The following is a 24916-nucleotide window of genomic DNA, read 5'->3' as shown; positions in this document are numbered from 1 at the left end:
CTTTGATTTTCAATAACAAACTAAAACGAAACAGAGAAGCTGTTGTCGGGTTTCATCTAAATATCTTTATTTTTAAGCCCGTTGATATGAACGATATGTGCCAGGTTTTTCATCTACTCCCCAACTTATTCAGGAAAGTTTGTTTTGCATTGCTTCAGTTCTTTATACTGTTACATGGCAACGCACAAACCATGTCATTTCACCATCTAACTATTGAAAGTGGGCTTTCAAGCAATTCAGTTCTTTCGATCACCCAGGATAGTACTGGTTTTTTGTGGTTTGGTACAAGAATGGGGGTTAGCCGGTACGATGGCACACGTTTTAAAAATTATGTTTACGACGCTAAGGACAGCAATACCATATCTCACAATGATGTGGTCTCGCTTTTCTGCGATTCACGCAAAACAGTTTGGGCAGGCACGTATTCAGGTCTTAACCGTTATAACGAAGAAAAAGATGTTTTCGAACGGATTTCCCTAAACAGCGGTGTTGTTAATATTAACTGCATTTATGAAGATAAAAAAGGTACGCTTTGGATTGGTAGTTCCAATGGACTTTATGCTTTTGCCGACCGGCAGCCCAACAATCTGAAAATTTATAAATCGGGAAAAATTAATTCAATCGCAGGTAATAATGTGCGTGCCGTTTTTGAAGATCATAACGGACACTTATGGGTAGGCAGTAATAACGGACTTACCCGCATGATTTCACAAAAGGATGGCTACCGTTTCGAAAACTTTACATACGACCCTTCTAATCCCCGTTCATTAAGTGCTGTTCATGTAACAACAATTACGGAAGATGCCAAACAACAACTATGGATAGGCACACAAAACAGTGGCATTAATTTATTTGATCCAATTACCGGTTCATTTACCCGTTTTGGAAAAACAGGCAACAACACTTCTGGTCTTATTAATAATAATATCCGCATTATCACATCAACACGTAATGGCTTGTTGTGGGTAGGTACCCAGGAAGGTTTAAGTATTATCGACCCGGTTACAAAAAATATTCAATCCTATCAAAACGACCCCGGCAATAAAAAAAGCCTTAGTCAGAATTCAATTTACAGTTTATACGAAGATGCAAATGGTTCTGTTTGGATAGGCACATATTTTGGTGGCGCCAACTCAACCTATCCTTACAGTACAAACTTTTCAGTTTTACAAAATCATGCCACACGCTCAAGCCTTAGTAATAATGTGGTGAGCAGCATTGTGGAAGACAGACAATATAACTTATGGATTGGCACAGAAGGTGGAGGGTTGAATTATTATAACCGCACTACAAACCAATTTACAGTTTATAAAAATAAGCTGGGTGATGCAGGCAGCCTTGGATCGAACCTCGTGAAAGTTGTGATGATAGATAAGGAACAAAACATCTGGTGCGGCACGCATGGGGGCGGATTAAATGTACTCGACCGCAAGCAAAATAAATTCAAACGTCATCTCTATAAAGAAAACGATGCAGCTACGCTTCGCTCGGAAATCAATTCGTTGATGGAGGACGAAAATGGCAGACTTTGGGTTGGTTCTAACCAAGGGTTGCAATTATTCATTAAAAAAGGAACCGAACTTACGCCACTTTCATTCAGCAGTATTAACGGTTTTGTTAACGGCATTCCTGCAAGAACATTTTATAAGGATGCACAGGGAGCTATATGGATTGGTGGAGTTCCTGGTTTGTATGTAGTGAATGGCAACAATATGAAAGAAATAAATTCCGATTTACCTGTAAACAGCATTACACAGGATAAGAAAGGAAATATTTGGGTAGCGTTAAGTGAAGGTGGCATTGCTATGTATAACAGCAGCAATGGAAAATTTATACGCTATACGGAGAAAGATGGTTTACCCAATACAAATGTGATCAGCTTATTGGAAGATGAGAATGGATTCTTTTGGTTGAGTACTGACAAAGGATTGATTAAATACAACCCCGCACTAAAAACTGCTCAAACTTACACTGTAAGCGATGGACTTGCAGGCAATGAGTTTAACTATAACTCCTATCTTAAGGATAGTCGTGGTGAATTTTTCTTTGGAGGCTATCATGGAATTACAAGCTTTTTCCCTGCTGCAATTGAAACGAACAATTATGTTGCACCTGTTGTATTTACAGGTTTGCGGTTATTTAACAAAGATGTTGTCATTAACGGCGACGATAAATTACTTAGCCGCAACATCAACCAAACGAAACGCATTGTTTTTTCTCATAACCAAAATGTATTCACCATTGAGTTTGCATTACTCAACTTTATTAAGAGCTCTAAAAACAAATACGTTTATAAACTCGAAGGGTTCGACAAAACCTGGAACGATGTTACTACGGCATCAGCTACTTACACCAATCTTCCATCCGGCTCTTACACTTTTTTGGTAAAAGGGGCCAACAATGATGGTGTGTGGAGCTCACCTGCTTCGATCGAGCTGAAGATACTTCCACCCTTTTGGCTTACCTGGTGGGCATATTGTATTTATGTGTTGACATTCGCAGCCATAATGTTCCTCGTTGTTCGTTTCTTTTTCCTCCGTGCATTATTAAAGAAAGAAGATGAACTGCACCAGGTAAAGCTGAATTTCTTTACCAATGTGTCGCATGAAATCCGTACGCATCTTACGTTGATCATGGCGCCGGTTGATAAACTGATCGACACAAAGCAAAACGATGGATTTATTCAGCAACAATTAACACAGGTAAAAAGTAATGCCAACCGCTTATTGAAACTTGTTAGTGAACTGATGGATTTCCGCAAAGCAGAAACCAATCATTTAAATCTGCATATTCAACGGTACAACCTCATTCCTTTTCTGCAGGATATTTATAACAGCTTTCAGGAAACATCAGCAGCAAAGCACATCCATGTTTCCTTTATTCATGAAGCAGAAGATATTCCGGTGTATTTTGATAAAGAGCAATTAGAGAAAGTGTTCTTTAACCTGCTTGCAAATGCGTTTAAGTTTACGCCGGAAGGCGGTCGCATTTCTCTAATGGTTGAACAGAAAGAGAACAAAGTGAACATTACTGTAACAGATAATGGTCGGGGTATTGCTCCTGAGTACCTGGATAAACTGTTTACTAATTTTTTCCAGGTGGCAGATCATGGCTTGCAGAATACAGGTTATGGAATTGGTCTGGCGCTTTCGAAGAATATTGTGGAACTGCACAAAGGAAGCATCAGTGTTGAAAGTGAAGTGCCTGTAAATGGAAAGGAAGGTCGAACCGTTTTTACTGTTACATTGCTGCAAGGCAATCGCCACTTCGAAACAAATCTTCTGACAGAAACAAATCCTGTCATACAAACAGCAGCGGCCGAACCGGCTCCGATTGCTGTGCCTCATCAACCGGTTATAGCCGGGCCAACAGAAGACAAACAATTCAGTATTTTAATTGCAGAAGACAATCCGGAATTACGCACGCTGGTGTTGGAAACATTCAATGATCAATATAATGTAATTACCTGCGAAAATGGATTACAGGGATGGAACACAGCTGTTGAACAGATACCTGACCTCATTATCAGCGATGTGATGATGCCGGAGATGGATGGTTTTACACTTTGCAGCAAATTAAAAACGGATGAACGTACCAGCCATATACCTGTGATCTTACTCACAGCAAAGAGCTCGCAGAACGATCAGGTGAGTGGGCTTGAAACCGGTGCAGATATTTATATCACCAAACCATTCAGTACAAAAATACTTGAACTGAATGTTCGCAACCTGTTGGCAGCACGTGAAAAGCTGCGGCAAAAATTCGGTCAACAGATTATTGCCGCACCTGAAACAACTGCAACTGCAGAAGCTGCTGCTGATACATTTGTTAATGCAGTCGACAAAGAATTTCTAACCCGTGTAATACAACTGGTAGATGAGCATATGGATGATCCGGATTTTGGCGTAGAAAAACTGGCAAGAAAAGTAGCAATGAGCCCGCCTATTCTTTATAAGAAGATCAAGGCTGTATCAAATATGTCGGTGAATGAATTTGTAAAATCACTGCGTTTGAAAAAAGCTGCACAACTTCTGCAGCAAACAGATATGACCGTTTATGAAGTTGCATACAATGTTGGGTATAATGATCGAAAATATTTCAGCCGGGAGTTCAAAAAGCAGTTTGGCAAAACACCGAGCGAATATGCCGGTGTTGATAAAGATGACTAGCAATTCAATTTCACAACTTCCGGGATAAACCTACTTCAATAAAAAAGCCCCCGTTTGTCGGGGGCTCTTATGCTGCTTCAAAATTGTTCTGTTTCTTTGTCCGTTCTCTTAAGGTACAGAAGCCAGCTTTGGTTGGTTCATAGGGCCGGGATTCAAAAACAGGCCATCAATTGGATTTAAAGTGGCTTTCGCCATTTGGTTTTTCGGTATCGGATTACTGTTGGTAGTGCAAGGATACTCCACTTAAATTGTCTTTCGAACAATTACTAAAGCTTTGTTTTAAAAATTCGTGCTAACCTGAGTTGCGGCTAAGTGGTACTACCTATTTGGGGTATTTTTCCGCTGCATCAGCCTCCAACTTTATTCATTCACATCGTTGTGAACAACTTTTTTTAGAAATGTTTGACAGTTTTTGCAATTTAAAATCCAGATTTACAGCGTTAGATTACCGAAACCCATGTAATGGAACAAACAAAAGAAATAGCCGCCCTGCTCCACCTCATTGATGATCCCGATGATGAAGTGTACTCGCAAGTGAGTGAAAAGATCATTTCGCTTGGTAAAGAGATCATCCCTAATCTTGAACATTTATGGGAAACAACAGCCGATGAATACACGCAGGAGCGTATTGAAATGCTCATCCACAGCCTGCATTTCCGTGACCTGCAAATGGATCTGAAAGCATGGGCAAATGATAAGGAACACGATCTGTTTACCGGCGCATTACTCATCAGCCGCTATCAATATCCCGATCTTAATTTGCTTACATACTACCAGGAGCTGGAGAAAATGCGCAGGAATGTGTGGCTTGAGCTCAACAGCTTCCTCACCTCACTGGAGAAAGTGAATGTACTCAACAACATTCTCTTCAACTATTACAAGATCAAAGGCACAGAGATCAATTACAGTCATCCCGATGATTTTCTTGTACATAAATTAGTTGAAGCAAAAAAAGGTAATGCAATTCCCATAGGCATTCTTATACTGTCAATGGCAAGCCTGCTGGATATTAATCTGTACATGATCAACATTCCCCGCCAGTTCATACTTGCTTATTTTGATGATGATCCGGAAAACAATACCGGTACTGAATTTCCACCCGAGCATATCCAGTTTTATATGGATGGGGCTTCAGGTCAAATATTTTCACACAAGGATGTTGAAACATATTTCAAACGTATCAGCGTGCCTCCTACTCCTTCTTATTTCAAAGCACTAAACAACAAACGTATTATACAACGTATGCTGGAAGAATATGCAAAGTGTTTCGACAATGAGAAGAATGCATATAAGAAAAATGATCTCCTCTCGCTTGCTGCGCAATTAAACGAATCGGATGAGTGAGTTGATTACATGGGCCGACTTTGAGAAAGTAGAAATTTGTACAGGTACTGTTATTGATGTAACTGATTTTCCTAATGCAAGAAAACCTGCTTATCAATTGACCATTGATTTTGGTGACCAGGGCATAAAGCGTTCATCAGCACAAATAACACATCACTACAACAAAGAAGAGTTGAAAGGAAAACAGATCGTTGCTGTGATCAACTTCCCTGTAAAACAAATTGCCAATTTCTTCAGCGAGTGTTTAGTATTGGGCGTGTATGATGAAAACAAAGAGGTGATTTTACTGACACCGGATAAGAAAGTTCAAAACGGAGGAAGAATTGGCTGAGGCATCAATTCATACAGTTTATTACAATTCACCAATCGGCACAATTTTATTACAAGCAGAAGATGAAAACTTGACTATTGTGTCATTTCGTGATGACGTGTCGATTATAGAAACAGGAACAACAGCGTCTCCTGTTCTACTGGAGGCCATCAAACAATTAGATGAATATTTTGCAGGAACAAGAAAGCAGTTCGATCTGCCGCTTCATCCTGCAGGCACTGCGTTTCAACAAAAAGTATGGGATCAACTGATGAAGATACCATATGCCGAAACGGTCACCTATCTGCATATGGCCAAACGGTTGGGTAATGTAAAAAGCATCCGGGCAGCAGCTTCGGCTAACGGAAAAAATCCAATCGGAATTATTATTCCCTGCCATCGTGTAGTTGGTGCCGATGGAAAATTAACCGGCTATGCAGGTGGTTTGCACCGCAAACAATGGTTGCTGGAACATGAAGCGAAAATGGCCGGCAAAAAATCTTCTCTTTTTTGATTACTTCAGATCAGTACTGGTAAACGACAATGGTAACAGCATTGCTGCATCAGGTATGATGAACACCTTACCGTGCATACCACCCAATATTAAACGGGTTGGTTGCTTAGTCTTTTCCTTGAACTCCTGCAATGCCTGCCGGCAAATGCCACAGGGAGAAATGGGATGATTACTTTCCCCATTGTTGTTGAAATAGCTGATAGCTATCGACTCAATGGGTATTTTAGGATACAACGAAGAGATGGAGGCCAACACCACACGCTCGGCACAAAGACCGGCTGGGAAAGAAGCATTCTCCTGGTTACTACCGGCAACGATCTCTCCATTATTCAGTTTGGCAACGGCTCCCACCTGGAAACGGGAATAAGGCGCATAAGCATGTTGGGTAACTTCTCTGGCCTCATCTAGCAGCCATTTATCTTCTTCTGTGAGGTCGTCAATTGAATCGTACACCTCATACTCGAAATGATACTCGTGTTTATCCATGTTCACTTATTTTGACAAAAAATCCCCCGAACATGTCGGAGGATCCATCATAAAAGCTCGATATCAAATATAAGGTTTTATTTAATTGAACGGAAAATCCTCTTCCAGCGTGGACCACCATCCCAACTAAAGAAAATGAGCGATGCCTTGCCCACCACATGATCTTCCGGCACAAAGCCCCAATAACGGCTGTCGAGGGAGTTATGACGGTTATCACCCATCAACCAGTAGTAACTCATTTTAAAGGTATAGCTGGTAGCCGGCTGACCGTTGAGAATGAATTTGCCGTCTTTCATTTCAAAATCATTATGCTCGTATGTGCGGATAACACGTTCGTAGCGGCTATAAATTTCAGGTGTAAGCTGAACGGTTGCTCCTTTTTTGGGAATGTACAGTGGCCCGAAATTATCCAGCGTCCATTTACAGTAAGCAGTATCATTTGGGAACACATCGCCGCCCATTGTTGGTCCGTTAGCTGAATAAGTTGAAACAAATGGCGCAATCGAATCTACGTAAGGCAACTTGCGGAAAATATCTAACTGTTCCTGTGTAAGAAATATCTCATATACATTATTACCTAAACCCGGCGCCTGTGATACCTCACGCAAACTTTCCCTGATGCCATACTCTTCTTCAAGCATGGTATAGTCCAGTGGTTGTCCCTTTGTTCTTAAGTAATAGTTCGTTTGAACACCTTTGGGTATATCATTCACTTTGCCATTGATGTACACCACTCCATTTTTTATTTCAAGTGTATCACCCGCAACTGCTACAGCACGTTTGATGAAGTTCTCACGTTTGTCAACTGGTCGTGTGATAATGATATCGCCGTAATCATTCCAGATACGGTTTCTGTCGCCACCAGCCATTTGAATTGCATCGTAGTATGTTACTTTCGATCCGAAATTTACTTCGTCGTTAATAACGGTATCGCCTACCGGCAAATTGAATACCACCACATCATTCCGCTTTACAGGTTTTGCAAACCAACGACGATATGGAAGCTTTATCCATTCGAGATATGATTTGGTTTTGATGCCCGGAAACGTGTGATGTACTAATGGAAATGCCAAGGGCGTGTTGGGTACACGAGTACCATATGCCGTTTTACTTACAAACAAAAAGTCATTCACCAGTAACGACCTTTCCATTGATGGTGTTGGAATCACATATGCTTCAAACACAAACATTCTTATTAAACCGGCAGCAACAATAGCAAAAATGGCTGCATCAACCCATTCTCGGATGGTAGATTTTTTATGTTTATGAACAGATTCTGCACCCAGGTATTTATCAATACTATTATAACCGATATAACTGAAGTAAAGAATCGGCACCAATACAGTTAAAGCATGTTCCCAGAAAGAAAACTTGCCAAAGGTTTTTACAAAATCGATCAATATGGCGATGGTGATGAACCATCCTACAATTGGAATAAACTGAAGGTAGAACCAGTAGCGTTTCATACCTGCAAGTTCAACCATGATCCATACGTTGTAAAAAGGTACAAATGCTTTCCATCCTTCCACACCGGCTTTCTTAAACATGCCATATAAGCCAATAGCAGGTAACAGAACCAGGAAAAGATTGATGTAAAAAATCCAAAGAAACTCGTTTAAAGACATGCTCTCTTTTTTTAATGCTCACAAAAGTAAGGGTTTCGGTTTTGCAGCCCGAACCTGCCCTCAAATATTCTGTATCTGTTAACTCCGTTTTAGTTCATCAGAAATAATACGACTGATCTCTTCCGCTTTATTAAACACCATAAAATGTCCGCCTTTGTCAATTACATAGTCAGCCTTAACGTACCTGATGGGGAACAGCTTATCGGCATTTCCATGGATATGTAGACAATTAGCAGGAATTGTTACATTGTTCCAATTCACAATTTGATGAATAGCCCACTTGAGATACTCTTTATTAACGGTTTCTCTGAAATGATTGGCCAGCTTCTTTTCCGGCTTTGTATGAGTGCCGAGGAAATAATTCTCGATTGGATAGAGCAAAGGATGAGGTTGAGGTTTGATGAGTTGATGAAGTTTCAGCCTGCCTGAAGTACGCATCCACCAAGGCTCTTCATTTCTTGTTTTAACTGATGAGATAAGGATGAGCTTCTTTACAGGAATCAGCTTGCTTAATTCTACTGCAAGCATACCACCAAACGACAGTCCAATGATAATAGGCTCCGGTTCTGTAATAAAACTGCTCATGCGTTTAGCATAATCGGTAAACGATTCATTAGGCTCAGGATCGATCCATTTGATAAAATGAAGATCATACCCCGGCAACTGAAGCCGGGAGAATGCCCGTTCATCTGCTCCTAAACCGCTGATGCAATAAATTGATTGGCTCATGCCCTTGGGATCACAAAATTGTAGACATCTTCTTCGGAGATCACTTTTCCTGAAAGGATCACAAGCCGCTCCATCACGTTCCTGAACTCACGGATATTACCGCTCCAGTTATGTTTCTGTAAAGCTTCAACAGCTTTTTTGTCGATGCCCTTTTTCGTTTGTCCGTAATCGTCAGCAACCTGTTGCAAAAAATGATCGGCCAATAACGGAATATCTTCTCTCCTTTCGTTCAAGGATGGAACATGAATGATGATCACACTTAAACGATGGTAAAGATCAAGGCGGAAATTCTTCGCTTCCACTTCTTTCAACAGATCTTTATTTGTTGCGGCGATCACACGCACATCAACGGTGATATCTTTCTCACCACCAACTCTTGTTATTTTACTTTCCTGCAAAGCACGTAACACTTTCGCCTGTGCAGTTAAACTCATATCGCCGATCTCATCCAGAAAAAGTGTTCCGCCATTCGCCTGTTCAAACTTACCAATGCGTTGTTTAATAGCTGAGGTAAATGATCCTTTTTCATGACCAAACAATTCACTCTCGATCAACTCACCTGGTATGGCTGCGCAGTTTACTTCAACAATTGGCCCGTTGGCTCTGTTGCTTTTCTCATGCATCCATCTTGCCACTAATTCTTTACCTGAACCATTTTCACCAGTGATCAATACACGGGCATCAGTAGGTGCAACTTTATCAATTGTGTCTTTGATCTTTTTCAATGCACCACTTTCGCCGATCATCTCCTGCACCTTGCTCACCTTACGTTTCAACACCTTGGTTTCTGTAACAAGGGTTTGCTTGTCCATTGCATTGCGGATAGTGATGAGCAACCTGTTCAGATCCGGTGGCTTGGCAACATAATCAAACGCTCCCTTCTTCACCGCTTCAACAGCTGTTTCAATTGTACCATGACCAGAGATCATAATAATTGGTACATCCGGGTTGATCTCTTTTGCTTTTTCTAAAAATTCAAGACCATCCACTTTGGGCATTTTGATATCGCACAAAACAACATCATATGTTTTTTCTTTGATCTTCTTTAATCCTTCGTCACCGTTTTCAGCATCATCAATTTTATAGCCTTCATAAGAAAGGATCTCACCTAATGTTTTCCTGATTGCTTTCTCATCGTCGATAATTAATATGTGGCTCATATGGTTTAACAGGTTCTTTTATGGAATTTTTTTTGAATTGCTTCAAAGCTAACCAAAAACCATGCAAGTATGTATGCAGCTGCTTTTTTCTTTCTTACTGCCGGCTTTCTTGTAGTGCCACTGTTTCATAAAGATAATATAGCCTACGAACATGCTCCAATAAAACAAATCAAGGAAATTCCATTGCCTGATGGATATGAGCGTTTGCAATTACAGGAAAACAGTTTTGGTTATTTTCTTCGTCAGCAATCTTTAAAAAACGATAAGACAGTTTACCTCTACAATGGCCAACCGAAATACAATCAAACTGCTCAATATGCAGTATTGAACATATCAGTTGGAAAGAAAGATCTGCAACAATGTGCCGATGCCGTAATGCGATTACGGGCTGAATACCTCAAGCAACAACAAAAGCCAATTTGCTTTGCAGACAACGCCGGTAAGAAATATTGCTGGGATCAATACAAACATCGTGGTTGGCAAGGTTACCTGGAAACCGTGTTTGGTATGTGCGGCACCATTTCACTTGAAAAGGAATTGAAAGCAAAGGAGTGGAAGTATTTAGCTGCTGGCGATGTGCTCATAAAAGGCGGTTCGCCCGGCCATGCAGTGATTGTGATGGATGTTGCCCGGCACAAATCCTCGGGCAAACTCATCTTCCTCTTGGCCCAAAGTTACATGCCTGCACAGGATATTCATGTGCTTCATAATTTGAATGATAAAAAGCTAAGTCCATGGTATCGAGAGCCTTCAACTGATAAGTTAGCTACTCCTGAATGGACATTCTACGCTACTCAACTACGTAGCTGGCGTTAATATGGCTTCGGTAATTACCGAAAGAAAATACAGGTTTTCTCCGATTGTTTTTGAATTGGATGATGTTTACTTTTGATACGTACCAAAACCAATCCCTATGAAGTTAAGTTCAATCTCTACGCAGCCAGCCTGGAAGATCGCTGTTAAAATTTCAGCTTTAGGCCTTTCTCTTGTGTGTATCACTTACGGCTTTGTTTGGTTGCTGTTAAGCACCCTGCGCCTATTCGTTGAAGGACTGATGCCGTAATGTACTTGGCTTCCACAAACTCGTAATTCCGCAATGCGGCTGACTCCCCTTTGCTTTTAAAAAAAAGAAAGCCGGATAGAAATCCAGCTTCGTTTAAAATCCAATATCCTATGAAAAACCGTGGCAAATATGCTGCAATTCTTTCGAATAAAAAATTATACGGACATTTATTTGTCCAGTAATGCAAAAAGCCGATCAAATTGACCGGCTTTAAAGCATTTATTTTGACGTAGTTACTTCTTCATGTACATCACTTCCTTTACCAGTTTTACCGTACGGGGCACATCAGGTAAGTAAGCTCCCACCAATGTTGGTGCATAGTGCATTGGCGCATCCACGCTGGTTATACGACGGATCGGCGCATCGAGGTAGTCAAATCCCTCTTTTTGTATGCGGTAAGCAATTTCAGATGATACAGAGGCAAACGGCCACTGCTCTTCTACAATCACCAGGCGATTTGTTTTCTTTACACTCTCAAGAATAGTGAACCAATCCAACGGACGGATCGTACGCAGATCGATCACTTCAGCTTCAATACCCTCTTTTGCTAACTCTTCTGCAGCACCGAGAGCAACTTTCATCATCTTGTTATAAGATACAATCGTTACATCACGACCGGGGCGTTTAATATCGCATTTGCCAATTTCAATGATGTATTCGCCTTCAGGTACATCGCCTTTGTCACCATAACAAACTTCACATTCCATAAAAACCACCGGATCATCATCACGTATCGCAGCTTTTAACAGCCCTTTTGCATCATAAGGATTCGAAGGCGAAATAACTTTCAAACCGGGGATATTGGCATAATAGCTTTCAAAAGCTGTAGAGTGTTGTGCACCCAACTGACCGGCTGATCCATTTGGTCCACGAAAAACAATGGGGCAACCTACCTGTCCGCCACTCATGGCCAGCATCTTTGAAGCTGTATTCAAAATCTGATCCAATGCCAGCACAGCAAAGTTCCAGGTCATAAACTCAACAATAGGGCGTAACCCGTTTTGTGCAGCACCTACCGCTACGGCCGCAAAACCAAGTTCAGAAATGGGCGTGTCAATAACACGCTTTGCACCAAACTCGTCGAGCATACCCTGGCTTACTTTGTAAGCACCATTGTATTCGGCAACTTCTTCACCCAGCAAAAACACTTTCTCATCTCTGCGCATTTCTTCCTGCATTGCTTCCCGCAGGGCTTCACGCATGGCAATTGTTCTCATTGAAATAGCTTTGTTTTTAAAGTGGGGCAAATTTATTGATAGAAGGCCAAACACCCAAAACTGATTCAGCCAATAAATTGCCTATGGTTATTTGCGATTTCTCCCCTTACTTTATCGTTCTTAAAATTTATTTTGATTGAAAACGATTCTTGTATTTGGCGCAGGCAAATCTGCAACAGTTTTAATTGACTATCTCAAAACAACTGTTAGCGAAAAAAACTGGAAGTTGATTGTAGCTGATGCCAATGCAGAACAGGCAAGTTTAAAATTGGGCAATGCTCCCAATACCGAAGCAATTGAAATAAATGTAACCGATGCGGATGAACGACGGATACTGATCGAATCTGCTGACCTTGTCATTTCTCTCCTCCCTCCTTTTTTGCATATTCATGTGCTGAAAGATTGTGTAGCTATTGGACGAAACCTGCTCAATGCCTCTTATGTAGATGATGCGATCAAGAACCTGGAAGCTGAAATACGAAGCAAAGAATTATTGTTCTTGTGTGAAATGGGTCTTGATCCCGGCATTGATCATATGAGCGCCATGCAATTGTTTGATGAGATAAGAACAAAAGGCGGAAGCATTACATCTTTTAAATCGCATTGCGGCGGATTGGTTGCGCCTGAAAGTGATGATAACCCATGGCATTACAAAATAAGCTGGAACCCACGCAACATCGTAATGGCCGGGAATGCGGGTGCAGCTTATAAAGAGAATGACCAGTTGGTACAAAAAACCTACAATGAAGTATTTGAAAACTGCAAAGAAATTGTTGTTGATGAGTTGCCGGCTTTTGCCTGGTATCCTAACCGTGATTCGTTAAGCTATATACCATTGTATGGATTGGAAAACACCACAACATTCATTCGAACAACATTACGTTACGCTGATTTTTGTAAAGGCTGGGATGTAGTAGTTGATCTTGATCTTACCAATGAACAGGATCACTTATTAGTAAGCAAATGCAAAACATACAGCGAGTGGTTAAGTGCAAAGCTGCAACAAATTGAGGGAAGAGAATTAAGCCTCCGCATGTATCTTGAATTGTATGTGAAAGAAGCTGATCATGATATTATACTCGAACAGTTTGCATTTCTTGCATTAGAAAGCAACGAGCTTTTACCTGCGGCTGCGAAATGCAGCGCAGATATTCTTCAATCGAAAGTTGAGCAGAAGCTTGTTTTGCAACCGCAGGATAAAGACATGATTGTTATGCTGCATGAAATTGACTATGTACTTGACGGGACTACTTCATCCATCAAAAGCAGCTTAGTAGTAAAAGGAGAAGACAACTTACGAACAGCTATGGCTAAAACAGTTGGTTTACCATTGGGCATTGCTGCAAAATTGATACTGGAGGAAAAAATAAAACTGAAGGGATTACACATTCCTACACGCAAAGAAATTTATGAACCCGTACTGGAGGAGTTAAAACAACACGGCATTATATTTCAAGAAATAAGAAGCTAAGATGTTTTATCAAGCGCTTCTCGCTCTACATCCAGAAGTTCGTATTCCTTGTTAGCAAGAATAAGTTTTCCGCATTTGTATACTTGCACCCAATAAATAATAAAGCACAAAAACCAACCTAAAGTGGCGATAGTTTTTAATTCGTCAAAAGGAATGAGGGCTAAAAAATAAAGTAATGGAGTAACAATACCGGCGGCACGGGTTGGATATAACTCATTATGACTTATCTGCAATTTATCGTACTCTGCTGCAAATGAAGCTGACAGTCGATTTACTACAACAAACCACCAGTAAAGATTAAAGAATGGTATGAGTTGAAACCAGATATCGTTTAAACCAATTTTTCTGTTTTCTTCAGATACAGCTTTCAGTGCCTTATACTGACTTAACAAAAACAACACCGTTATCAGAAGCAGAATAATAAAACTGATAAAGGGCCAGACATAAATGCTGTAATTGATCAATTCTGATATCATAGTACTACGTAATCAACTTACTTTAAAAGGAGGAATAAAAACTACTGTTTCACATCCACCAAAAAACTTCCAAGATCAACCACATCTCCCTCTCCCATCCTGAATTGCTGGAGATCTTCAATACTTAACTCTTCCAATACTTTGGTGGTATAAACGGGCTTCCCGTTTTTCATGATCATAAAATAAAAATCGGGTCTTGCTTCATTAAACGCTGCATCATTCACAAATGCATCATGTGCAAAAGCAATACGTATGTGACCATCAGTATCCAACCGGCTTTCACCTAAAAAATCGTCGTCTGCTATATCACGGTCATAAAGTCTTACGGTAAGATCGTCACCATATAAAGGAGCGTCATCTCCCTTTTCAATAAAACGGGCAGTAACGACAAGATCAGGCTCTTTGTTAAGTGTAAAATCGCTCATAGTGCATTTTTGTTTTGGGTAAACAATGTGGTGAAATACAGTATTTTTACACGGTTACATAACTCATGCCGCATGAAAGCGCCACATCATAAATATACTTTCTTTTTACATTTGCTCCTTTGCTTTTTTCTTGTTTTTGTAAACAGCGGCTGCAACAGAAAACAGGCTCTGTCGTCATCTTCAAATAAAGAAAAAACAGCAACTGATGAACACCGGTTACTTTATCTCACTCTCGAATCAATCATTGATTCTGTTACAGGTAACCCTAACATGAAGATCATCCAGCAACAGTTGGTGAGTGGGGAATTGAAAGGAACTGCAGATGCAGAATCAAAATCCGGCGACTGGCAAATTTCTCTGCTTAATGCAAAAGGGAAACGAATTGATTCGCTTGTGATGAGTGATCCTCACCTGAATGATCTGCAAGAGGAAAACAGCAAAGGCGAGATTGTACTTCGTAAAATTCAATATATCAGAGCCGAAGTTCCTTTGCGATTCAATTATTCTTCAGCAGTTAAAGAAATTGAAATAATAGAACTTACTGATGATCTGAAAAACAAGCTGCTCTTTCGTTCAGCATTAATTTTATAATTTTTCTGTATAGCCCTCAAACAATACTTCAATAAAAAAGCACAAAGAAAAATCTTTGTGCTGTAACTATTTTCAACTGATCCCTCATCATTCGGGATGACAGCTTTTTAATTAATCATCCAATTTCAACACCGCTAAGAATGCTTCCTGCGGCACTTCTACGTTGCCGATCTGGCGCATACGCTTCTTACCTTCTTTCTGTTTTTCCAACAGTTTACGTTTACGGCTGATATCACCACCATAACATTTCGCTGTTACATCCTTACGCATAGCACTGATGGTTTCACGGGCAACAACCTTTGCACCAATAGCTGCCTGGATCGCAATCTGGAATTGCTGACGTGGTACTAACTCCTTCAATTTTTCACAAAGCTTGCGACCAAAGTCCTGCGCACGGCTGCGATGAATCAATGCACTTAATGCATCCACCTTATCACCATTCAACAGCACATCCATTTTAATAATATCTGCATCACGATAACCAATAGGATGATAATCGAATGATGCATAACCACGGGTTTGTGATTTCAACTTATCATAAAAATCAAATACGATTTCAGTCAACGGCATTTCAAAGATCAACTCTACACGTGTTGGTGTAAGGTAACTTTGATTGATTAGTATACCACGCTTACCTAAACAAAGCGTCATGATATTACCGATATAATCGGGCTTCGTAATGATCTGTGCTTTGATGAACGGCTCTTCAATCCTGTCCATCGCTGTTGGCTCAGGCATCTGTGTTGGATTGTTCACCTGTATTTTTTCACCACGAGTGGTGTAAGCAATAAAACTTACGTTTGGAACAGTGGTGATCACTGTTTGGTTGTACTCACGCTCCAAACGCTCCTGGATAATTTCCATGTGGAGCAAACCAAGGAAGCCGCAACGGAAACCAAAGCCAAGTGCTTGTGATGTTTCCAGTTCAAAGGTTAGTGAAGCATCGTTCAACTGTAGTTTATCCATGCAATCACGTAACTCTTCAAAGTCTTCAGTAACCACCGGGAAGATACCGGCAAACACCATCGGCTTCACTTCCTGGAAACCCTGGATAGGTTCCTGTGTTGGATTAGCAGCAAGCGTAATGGTATCACCCACTTTTACTTCTTTCGCATTTTTTACACCGGTAATGATATAACCCACATCGCCGCAAGTCACCTCTTTCTTCTCCGTCATCTTCAGTTTCAAAATGCCAATCTCTGTAGCATCATATTCCTGCCCGGTACTGACAAACTTTACTTTATCGCCCTTTTTAATTTTCCCATTACGGATACGGTAGTAAACAATTACACCACGAAAACTATTGAACACACTGTCAAAGATGAGTGCCTGTAATGGTTCATCGGGTTTACCTACGGGTGGCGGAATACGTTCAACAATTGCTTCCAGAATTTCTTCAATACCAATTCCCGCACGACCGCTGGCCAACAAAATTTCTTCGGGTTTACAACCGATCAGTTCAACGATCTGGTCTTTTACTTCTTCGATCATCGCCCCGTCCATATCAATTTTGTTGATCACGGGAATGATCTCAAGATTATTATCAATCGCTAAGTATAAATTGGAAATGGTTTGCGCCTGGATACCTTGTGCCGCATCAACCAGCAACAAAGCACCTTCACAGGCTGCCAGTGCACGACTCACTTCATAGCTGAAGTCAACGTGTCCGGGTGTATCGATCAGGTTCAGAATATACTCCTGTCCGTCTTTGTGTTTGTAGTTGATCTGGATGGCATGACTTTTAATCGTGATGCCTTTTTCACGTTCCAGGTCCATATCGTCCAGAACCTGATCCATCATATCACGGTCGCTGATAGTGCCGGTTGTTTGTAATAAACGATCAGCCAGGGTACTTTTTCCGTGGTCGATATGCGCAATGATGCAAAAATTTCTGATATTCTTCATTAATTCTCCTTCGATTTCAAGGCGGCAAAGATAGGTGAATTAGGCGAGCGGAAAGTAGTGTGTTTGAGGTGGGGAAAAAGAGAAGAAATGCAATGTTGAGATTGGGTTTTAAACAACTTAATACCTATACATTTTGGCATGCCTATTTTGTTACAATATGATCATCAATCAGCTAAAAAAAGGCTGTACACTTGAATAGCGGAATCACAGAAAATTTTTATCTTCCTCCTAAACTTGCCGTAAATGGATACTGCTCAATTGCCGGATGTATTGCTACGCATCAATACACTTAAACAACAAGGCCTCAGCACCGAGGAAATTCTTCAACGATTATTGGAAACCGGGTTATCCGGTGATGCAGCACAGCGATACTTCGACGAGTGGAAAAAAATCCGCAACGAAAAGAAACGCAATGCAGCTTTTGTTTACTGCGGCATTGGCGTGTTCCTGTTAACAACAGGTTTTATGTTTACTGTATTTTTATTCACAAACAACAGCAACTTCAATTTTGCTTTATACGGCCTCACCATCATCGGCCTGATATTGGTATTTAAAGGACTGATCGACCTGATGAGTTGACCGGGTCTTAAAAATTATAGTTAAAACTCAACACACTCCAGCCATTACGATAGTTGCCATCGCCAAACATAAACAACTGCTCAATGTGGTTGTATTCTTTTCCTGCCAGTTGCGGCGGCACTGATGCAAAAAAATCATCGCTCTCATACATACCATTCGGAATGATGCAATGGTCGCCATAGCAAGTCCATGATTTCCCTGCTACAACATTCAATCCTTTATAATAAATCTTCTCAACAGTGAGATCGATCCATTTAGTACCAACATTATACAAACCCAGAAAGGTATCTTCAGGACGAATACCCATTACAGCGATCACGCCATTCCCTCCATCTTTCATAAATACACGGGGCACCCAGTTTACATCGTTAACAGAAGTTGGAGCAGTATAGACTAATCCAAGTTTATTATTGACAGGTTTGTTTATCTTTTTCACATACATCGAACGGTGACTGTTCATCAGTTTTTTTGTATACAGCCTGATCTCCATGGTGGCAGCACCTCCCGTTAAAGAATCTAACGAAATGATGAACTTCCCCGCCTCTTTCGTCATATTCTTTTGAACACGCTGTCCATTTACATTCCACCAGATATAGGCTGAATCTGTATTCTCATCTGTGAGATAAGCATTATCCCATTGAACAACAAGATCAGCAGGTGTTGGTGAAGGCACCGGCACAACGGGAGTTTTTTTACAAGCAACAAAAAGCAGCAACATAGCTGCCATGATGAATAAGGTTGATTTGTGTATCATAGTTATTTAGTTGACTTCGCAAAGGGAAGAAACGTTGCAAAACTAGTTGGCATTGTCTCCATTACCTATCGCATAAACATGTGAGATTATAAAAGATTGTATATGTAACCATTGAATTTTATTAGGCGAATGCTTCTTATCTTCCCTGCTTCCAAAAATCAAATCAGCATGAGAAGCGTTTTATTAACTACCGCCCTGTTCCTTTTTGCATTTGCGCAGGCACAAAAGAAACTAACTGTTACAAAAGATGATCAGTTAAAAACACAGGCATCAACTTCTATTCAAGCGAACTATGATCAGTATAAAACCATGGCGTTCCAGATTTGGGATTATGCTGAAGTAGGTTACAAAGAAGTTAAGAGCAGTGCACTCTTACAACAAACATTAAAAGATAATGGCTTTACAGTTGAAGCAGGTGTTGCCGGTATTCCAACCGCTTTTGTTGCTACGTACGGCAGCGGCTCTCCTGTAATTGCAATTCTTGCTGAGTTTGATGCATTACCCGGTTTATCACAAACTAATGCGCCTGAAAAAATAAGTGCGGGCAAAGATGCGGGTCATGCTTGTGGTCATCATTTGTTTGGCGTGGCATCTGTCGCATCCGGCATTGCAATTAAAAAATTAATTGAAGAGAAAAAGTTCACCGGCACCATTAAAGTATTTGGTTGTCCTGCCGAAGAAGGTGGCAGTGGCAAAGTATATCTTGTACGTGCTGGCTTATTTAAAGATGTAGATGTTGCTATTCACTGGCATCCCGGTAACGATAATGGAGTAACCATGACAAGTGCATTGGCAAACATGTCAGCCAAGTTTCGTTTCCGTGGTATTTCTGCACATGCCGCAGCATCGCCTGAACGTGGTCGTTCTGCATTGGATGGCGTTGAAGCAATGAACAATATGGTGAACATGATGCGTGAACATATTCCACAGGAAACACGGATTCATTACGTAATTACAAATGGCGGCAAAGCGCCCAATGTAATTCCTGATTTTGCAGAAGTATATTACTATGTGCGTCACCCAAAGAGAGACCAGGTGCAAAGTATTTTCAATCGTGTGGTAAATGCAGCCAATGGTGCTGCAATTGGTACCGATACAAAAATGGAATTCGAAATGATCGGTGGCACACATGATCTGTTGCTCAACAGAACATTGGCTGAAGTGATGCAGAAGAACTTAGAGAAAACCGGTGGCGTGCAATACACGGCAGCCGAAGTTGACTTCGGCAATAAACTTCAGGCAACTTTTGGGTTCCCCGCTCCTCCTGTTGCAAACGCAGGCATTGTAAAACCAGTGAAAATAGAAATGGATGCAGGTGGCGGCAGTACAGATGTTGGTGATGTGAGTTATGCTGTGCCAACAGTTGGTTTGCGTTCGGCTACATGGGTATCGGGCACTGCAGCACATAGCTGGCAGGCTGTTGCCTGTGGCGGTACGGAGATCGGAACAAAAGGAATGATGGTATCAGCAAAAACAATGGCGTTAACTGCGATTGATCTGTTTCTTCATCCCGAGTTAATTGAAAAAGCAAAAGCAGAATTCAAACAGCAGATCGGCGACTATAAATACAAAGCATTATTAGGCGATCGTAAACCAGCTTTGAATTACAGGGATTAAAAGATATACTTCTACTTAAGGTATGCCATACTTCTTATACTTTCTGAACAAGTGAAACAGATAGATAAGTATGGCATACTTATCTGCACATTCATTTATCTTGCGGCACTTTAGCTAATTGCATTGCATGTTTACATTTACCGATTCAAGTCTTGAGGCGCTTTCCGTGCATTATATCGACCAGGATGGTCAAACTGTTTTAACGGAAGAAGGTTTTCCGTTAGCTGATACTGCCTTGCGTGATCTGCTCAGCCGATTCTTTTTAACTGCCTTTAAAGAAGAACAGCAATACCAGTTTGTTCACGAAACAGATTTGAAGTACAACGAAATGTATGGGTATTGCAAAGCAGTATTTCAAAAGCCAAACAGTTTGCATGAGCAATCGGTGGCGATGGCAAAACATCTTGCTGCTGCAAGTTCACACCCCGGCATTAAACCTGGGGAATTGTTCACTGCCTATTTTAGAAACTTAAGTTTCGATAATAAAACGGTTGATGGTATAGTACTCATCAAAGCAGAAAACAAAAAAGATTTTCTGTTGGTTGATCTGATGCGTGATCAACTCGATATTCAATCAAAAAAAGGACTTGATCCAAACAAAGCAGATAAAGCCTGTGTAATCCTCGATACAGAATCAGAAGATGGGTATCGGTTATTTTTGATCGATCATACCAACAAAGGCAACGAAGCAATTTACTGGAAAGAAGTTTTTTTAGGAGTAAAAGAATGTGCAGATAGTTTTGCGTTCACCAAAAACTTTCTTTCAGTCGCCAAAGAATTTATCGTGAACAATATGCCTGCTTCGTTCGAAACGTCAAAAGCAGATCAGGCCGGATTACTAAATAAATCCGTTGCATACTTTAAAGAAAATGAGAATTTCAATATCAATAATTTCCAGGAAGCAGTGTTCCGTGAACCTGAACTGATTGAATCGTTTCAGCAATTCGGTTCATCTTATCTGCATGAACACAATATGGAAATTGCGGATTCATTTGCCATCTCCCCTTCTGCAGTAAAAAAACAGGCAAGAGTGTTTAAGAGTGTGATTAAACTTGATCGTAACTTTCATATTTATATTCATGGCAACCGTGAACTGATTGAACAGGGTTACGATGAAGTAACCGGCCGCAGGTTTTACAAAATCTACTTCGATCAGGAGATGTAATTTGCTTCATCTTTAAATCAACTCATATGATTGCAATAGCCACAACAGAAGATATTCCTCAAATTGTTCAACTGCTCAACAGTGCTTATCGTGGTGAAAGTTCCAAAAGAGGTTGGACAACGGAAGCTGATCTCATCGCCGGCGATCGACGTACAGATGCGGCCTCGGTTGCAATTGTCATGAATCAACCCGGCAGTATTATTCTTAAATACACAAATGAAGAGGGCGAGATCATCGGCACAGTAAATCTTCAACAACATGAACGTGGAGTTTACCTGGGTATGTTCGCTGTATCGCCCAACCAGCAAGGTGGAGGCATTGGCAAACAGCTACTTAACGCCGCAGATGAACATGCAAAAAACATTGGATCAGGGAAGATATACATGTCGGTGATCTCTGTTCGAAAAGAATTGATCGACTGGTACAAACGCCACGGCTATGCTGAAACAGGTGAACGAAAACCCTTTGTAGAAGATGATCTTACAGGTAAACATTTGCAAAAGCTCGAATTTCTGATTCTGGAAAAAAATATTTAAGTGGATTCACTTATTTTCGTGAAAACTTACAACTTATGGATTTGCATCAACAATTTGAACAAGCAGTGGCCGACAGCAAAGAACTAAGCGAAAAGCCAAGTAACGATACATTGCTTCAACTCTACTCACTTTACAAACAGGCAAGTGAAGGTGACGTAAACGTTGATGCTCCTTCTAACCCATTTGATTTTGTTGCCAAAGCGAAGTATGAAGCATGGGATGCATTAAAAGGCAAAAGTAAAGAAGCTGCCATGCAGGAGTACATTGATCTTGTTTCAAAACTTAAATCCTGATTTATTTTTTTTCAAACAGTTCCTGATACCACTCCAGCAATTGTTTGCCGATAATATGTTCACTAAACTGATTAGCTGCCGTTGCAGCTATTTCTGTTTTATTGTAGCTTATTTTTTGTTGCAGAAAATCTTCCAATGAATTTGCGAGTGCATTTATATCTCCGGGAGCAACCAAAACACCATTCGAAGAATTTATCAGCTCGGCTATTCCACCAACATCCGATGAAATAACCGGCACACCGCAACACAACGCTTCATTGATCACACAAGGAAGATTTTCATAATTACTGAAATGCACCAACGCATCTGCCGAACTTACACATTCTGCAACAGCCTTGTATGTTAGTGTTCCCTTCCAGTTTATTTGATCAGCAATACCAAGTCGCTCTGCAAGCGTTGTATTCTCTTTCAACACAGGGCCAACAAACCACATTTCCCAATGAGCACTTTTTTGTTTTAGCGCTGCCAATGCATGTAAAATGCCTTCAACATTTTTTAATGGATGCATCATTGACACATGGATGAGCACCGGACGTCTATGTTTATTTTCTACAGGATAGAAAAGAGATGTATCAACAACGTTACGAATGAGTTTTGTTTGTTTGATGGCGAAGAGAGAATTCAAACGTGTCAACAACCAATCAGAAACTGAACTTACTGCCGCAGCTTCTTCAAAGGATTGCTTTGTAACAAACCTGAAGTAGCGGTTACGGCTGAAATAATTTTCCGGTATATGTTCAAAATAAGCGGAGCTATGTTCAGTCACAACAAAAGGAATATTGTTTTCTTTCTTAACCTGCACAGCCATACTACCTGCCTTAACCGGTACATGTAAATGAATAAGATCGGGCTGGCCGTTTTTACTGATATAATCAGCAATCAGTTTCTTATACAGGGATTGATATTGCTTATTGAAGAGAAGTTTTTGAAAAAAGCTGATCGTTGTTTTAGGTAATGGCAAAAAGTAAACAGATGAATGTAGCTGGCCTTCCCGTTTTTCTTCGGTTCGTAACCTTGTTTCTTTTTTAAGGAAGTTAAAATTCTGAACAACATGTATCACATCAACCTGCATGTGTAATGCCAATGCTTTTGCCTGTCGCTCAATAAAATCACCATCGTAAGGATCTACGCTGTGCGGATACCAACTGCAAAGCCAGAGTACTTTCATGATACATCTGTTTTACGTGAAGATATTTTTTCCATCAGCAGCTTATAAAACAACTGTCCATCTTTTTTGCGAAAGAAGAGAAAATCAGCAAAGCGGCTTTTGTATTCTTTACGATGCATCAGTAAAATAAAACTCATATAGGAGATATAACCGATACTGCTCACAATTGCCGCACCGGTAATACCAAAGCGTGGGATCACCAGCATATCACCAACAACAATAATGACGAGCGCAATCAGGTTCCCTTTAAAATTCACACTCAGCACTTTTTTACCACTGTAATAAGCAGCCAACAGGTGAATGACTGAATACGATAGAATAGCTGGTACCAGCAATACAAACGGCACATACATATTGTCAAACGTTTCGCCAAACACAAACGGGAATAACCAATAACCAAGAGCTACCAATCCGCCACATGCGATACAATAAGACAAAATCAATCCACGGGAGAGCAACTGCATTTTTTCATTCATCTCTTCTCTCCTGCCTGATGCTGTCATTGGAAATACTACTGCTGCAAGAATAGATGGAACAACAAAGAACAGTTGCGCAAGCTTACATGCCTGAATATAATTTCCCAGATCAGCATCATCACAATACTTATTTACAAACCAATAATCGATCCTGTACATTAAAAACGTCATAGCGTTTGTTACAACAGCGATCAACGCAAACGACAGGAAAGGTTTGATCAGCTCTGCTGGAATGCGTTTCAGATCACTGAATTTAAAATAACGAAACAAAAATGCAATCATCAACGAGAAGCCCTGCATGAAGAACCCAAGAAAATATAACTGCACATAGTTTTCACTGCTCATGAAGCCTTGTACCCATTCATTATTTGGCACCAATATGATCAGCAGAAGATTAACAGCTACCAGCAAAAGGTTGGGTAGTACAAAATCCATCTTTGCATAAAACAATGCAACAAAAAAAGTAATGAGCAAGTTACCGGTTAGAAAAGCGGTGGCCGAAAAATGAAATCCAGCCAATTGCAGTATTCCTTCTTTTGGTACTTCCAGCGAACGGATGATGAACCAACCCGGTAACATGATCAGTATGGTCCATGCAACAGAAATGGCTGCAAGTTGCGTTTCGTTCATTTTCTGTTGTGAGAGATAATAGCCCATCGGAGCTTCCAGGCAAAGACTTATAATAATGAGTGTAAAAGCAAGCAGGTTAATGATGTAATAGATCTGCCCGCTGCCATCCGATTGAAAATGCCTTGCCACCAGGACATTAAGCAACATCACCGAAAGAAAGTAAAACCCACGCCATAAAATACTCTTGGAAAGTGCTGTTGCAAGTTTCATACT

23 protein-coding genes are annotated in these 24916 nt (G+C 40.6%); 12 read left to right on the top strand and 11 right to left on the bottom strand.

The window, feature by feature from the left end; genetic code table 11:
• Positions 1 to 86 precede the first annotated feature (86 nt).
• The 4 genes from H4075_RS11015 (at position 87) to H4075_RS11000 (ending at position 6337) form a co-directional block, all read left to right on the top strand.
• Positions 87 to 4169 carry a hybrid sensor histidine kinase/response regulator transcription factor gene (locus H4075_RS11015; protein ID WP_182800904.1) on the top strand — a complete coding sequence of 1361 codons (4083 nt, stop codon included), beginning with the start codon at positions 87 to 89 and terminating at the stop codon, positions 4167 to 4169.
• A 462-nt stretch (positions 4170 to 4631) separates the two neighbouring features.
• A complete protein-coding gene (locus tag H4075_RS11010; RefSeq protein WP_182800903.1) occupies positions 4632 to 5513 on the top strand; it encodes a transglutaminase family protein in 882 nt (293 codons plus the stop codon).
• Positions 5506 to 5844: a tRNA-binding protein gene (locus tag H4075_RS11005; protein WP_182800902.1), complete on the top strand. Its 339-nt coding sequence runs from the start codon at positions 5506 to 5508 to the stop codon at positions 5842 to 5844. Before H4075_RS11010 ends, H4075_RS11005 begins: the two co-directional genes overlap by 8 nt.
• A complete protein-coding gene (locus H4075_RS11000) occupies positions 5837 to 6337 on the top strand; it encodes a methylated-DNA--[protein]-cysteine S-methyltransferase (RefSeq protein WP_220494736.1) in 501 nt (166 codons plus the stop codon). Before H4075_RS11005 ends, H4075_RS11000 begins: the two co-directional genes overlap by 8 nt.
• Here H4075_RS11000 and H4075_RS10995 read toward each other — a convergent pair whose 3' ends face one another.
• The 4 genes from H4075_RS10995 to H4075_RS10980 form a co-directional block, all read right to left on the bottom strand.
• Entirely contained in the window at positions 6338 to 6823 is a 486-nt protein-coding gene (locus H4075_RS10995; RefSeq protein WP_182800901.1) for a cytidine deaminase, read from the bottom strand.
• A 77-nt stretch (positions 6824 to 6900) separates the two neighbouring features.
• Entirely contained in the window at positions 6901 to 8448 is a 1548-nt protein-coding gene (locus H4075_RS10990) for a S26 family signal peptidase (protein WP_182800900.1), read from the bottom strand.
• A gap of 78 nt (positions 8449 to 8526) precedes the next feature.
• Positions 8527 to 9177 carry an alpha/beta fold hydrolase gene (locus H4075_RS10985; RefSeq protein ID WP_182800899.1) on the bottom strand — a complete coding sequence of 217 codons (651 nt, stop codon included), beginning with the start codon at positions 9175 to 9177 and terminating at the stop codon, positions 8527 to 8529.
• The gene (locus H4075_RS10980) at positions 9174 to 10337 is read right to left on the bottom strand and encodes a sigma-54-dependent transcriptional regulator (RefSeq protein WP_182800898.1); all 1164 of its coding nucleotides are present in this window, start codon (positions 10335 to 10337) and stop codon (positions 9174 to 9176) included. The genes H4075_RS10985 and H4075_RS10980 overlap by 4 nt, the downstream gene beginning before the upstream one ends.
• A 69-nt stretch (positions 10338 to 10406) precedes the next feature.
• Between H4075_RS10980 and H4075_RS10975 the strand changes: the two genes are divergently transcribed.
• Positions 10407 to 11153, top strand: coding sequence for a DUF4846 domain-containing protein (locus H4075_RS10975; protein ID WP_182800897.1), 747 nt, complete (start codon positions 10407 to 10409; stop codon positions 11151 to 11153).
• A 480-nt stretch (positions 11154 to 11633) separates the two neighbouring features.
• Here the strand turns inward: H4075_RS10975 and H4075_RS10970 are convergent, their stop codons facing one another.
• Positions 11634 to 12617, bottom strand: coding sequence for a pyruvate dehydrogenase complex E1 component subunit beta (locus H4075_RS10970; RefSeq protein ID WP_182800896.1), 984 nt, complete (start codon positions 12615 to 12617; stop codon positions 11634 to 11636).
• A 136-nt stretch (positions 12618 to 12753) separates the two neighbouring features.
• Between H4075_RS10970 and H4075_RS10965 the strand changes: the two genes are divergently transcribed.
• A complete protein-coding gene (locus H4075_RS10965; protein ID WP_182800895.1) occupies positions 12754 to 14088 on the top strand; it encodes a saccharopine dehydrogenase C-terminal domain-containing protein in 1335 nt (444 codons plus the stop codon).
• Here H4075_RS10965 and H4075_RS10960 read toward each other — a convergent pair.
• Positions 14085 to 14480, bottom strand: a complete 396-nt coding sequence (locus H4075_RS10960) for a hypothetical protein (RefSeq protein ID WP_182800894.1) — start codon at positions 14478 to 14480, stop codon at positions 14085 to 14087. The genes H4075_RS10965 and H4075_RS10960 overlap by 4 nt on opposite strands.
• A gap of 125 nt (positions 14481 to 14605) precedes the next feature.
• The gene (locus tag H4075_RS10955) at positions 14606 to 14989 is read right to left on the bottom strand and encodes a hypothetical protein (RefSeq protein WP_182800893.1); all 384 of its coding nucleotides are present in this window, start codon (positions 14987 to 14989) and stop codon (positions 14606 to 14608) included.
• 72 nt (positions 14990 to 15061) lie between these two features.
• Here H4075_RS10955 and H4075_RS10950 point away from each other — a divergent pair, with 72 nt between their 5' ends.
• Positions 15062 to 15580: a hypothetical protein gene (locus tag H4075_RS10950; protein ID WP_182800892.1), complete on the top strand. Its 519-nt coding sequence runs from the start codon at positions 15062 to 15064 to the stop codon at positions 15578 to 15580.
• Positions 15581 to 15691: 111 nt separating this feature from the next.
• On the opposite strand, the gene lepA is transcribed toward H4075_RS10950, so the two are convergent.
• Complete coding sequence (lepA, locus tag H4075_RS10945; protein ID WP_182800891.1) at positions 15692 to 17485, bottom strand: translation elongation factor 4; 1794 nt, start codon at positions 17483 to 17485, stop codon at positions 15692 to 15694.
• Positions 17486 to 17728: 243 nt separating this feature from the next.
• Between lepA and H4075_RS10940 the strand changes: the two genes are divergently transcribed.
• Positions 17729 to 18064, top strand: coding sequence for a hypothetical protein (locus H4075_RS10940; RefSeq protein WP_182800890.1), 336 nt, complete (start codon positions 17729 to 17731; stop codon positions 18062 to 18064).
• A gap of 7 nt (positions 18065 to 18071) precedes the next feature.
• On the opposite strand, the gene H4075_RS10935 is transcribed toward H4075_RS10940, so the two are convergent.
• The gene (locus tag H4075_RS10935) at positions 18072 to 18818 is read right to left on the bottom strand and encodes a hypothetical protein (RefSeq protein ID WP_182800889.1); all 747 of its coding nucleotides are present in this window, start codon (positions 18816 to 18818) and stop codon (positions 18072 to 18074) included.
• Between the two features lie 168 nt (positions 18819 to 18986).
• On the opposite strand from H4075_RS10935, the gene H4075_RS10930 reads away from it, so the two are divergent.
• From H4075_RS10930 to H4075_RS10915, 4 genes are all read left to right on the top strand, one after another.
• The gene (locus tag H4075_RS10930; RefSeq protein ID WP_182800888.1) at positions 18987 to 20435 is read left to right on the top strand and encodes an amidohydrolase; all 1449 of its coding nucleotides are present in this window, start codon (positions 18987 to 18989) and stop codon (positions 20433 to 20435) included.
• A gap of 127 nt (positions 20436 to 20562) precedes the next feature.
• Positions 20563 to 21600, top strand: coding sequence for a nucleoid-associated protein (locus H4075_RS10925; RefSeq protein WP_182806546.1), 1038 nt, complete (start codon positions 20563 to 20565; stop codon positions 21598 to 21600).
• Positions 21601 to 21626: 26 nt separating this feature from the next.
• Positions 21627 to 22136 carry a GNAT family N-acetyltransferase gene (locus H4075_RS10920; protein WP_182806545.1) on the top strand — a complete coding sequence of 170 codons (510 nt, stop codon included), beginning with the start codon at positions 21627 to 21629 and terminating at the stop codon, positions 22134 to 22136.
• 35 nt (positions 22137 to 22171) lie between these two features.
• Positions 22172 to 22429: an acyl-CoA-binding protein gene (locus tag H4075_RS10915; protein WP_182806544.1), complete on the top strand. Its 258-nt coding sequence runs from the start codon at positions 22172 to 22174 to the stop codon at positions 22427 to 22429.
• 1 nt (position 22430) lies between these two features.
• Here the strand turns inward: H4075_RS10915 and H4075_RS10910 are convergent, their stop codons facing one another.
• Both H4075_RS10910 and H4075_RS10905 read right to left on the bottom strand, forming a co-directional pair.
• Entirely contained in the window at positions 22431 to 23597 is a 1167-nt protein-coding gene (locus H4075_RS10910; protein WP_182806543.1) for a glycosyltransferase, read from the bottom strand.
• Positions 23594 to 24913 carry a lipopolysaccharide biosynthesis protein gene (locus tag H4075_RS10905; RefSeq protein ID WP_182806542.1) on the bottom strand — a complete coding sequence of 440 codons (1320 nt, stop codon included), beginning with the start codon at positions 24911 to 24913 and terminating at the stop codon, positions 23594 to 23596. The genes H4075_RS10910 and H4075_RS10905 overlap by 4 nt, the downstream gene beginning before the upstream one ends.
• Positions 24914 to 24916 lie beyond the last annotated feature (3 nt).

It is taken from the genome of Lacibacter sediminis (assembly GCF_014168535.1).
GTDB classification, from domain to species: Bacteria; Bacteroidota; Bacteroidia; order Chitinophagales; family Chitinophagaceae; genus Lacibacter; species Lacibacter sediminis.
The sequence above is the reverse complement of the archived record's forward strand: the minus strand, read 5'-3'. Positions and strand labels throughout refer to the sequence as shown.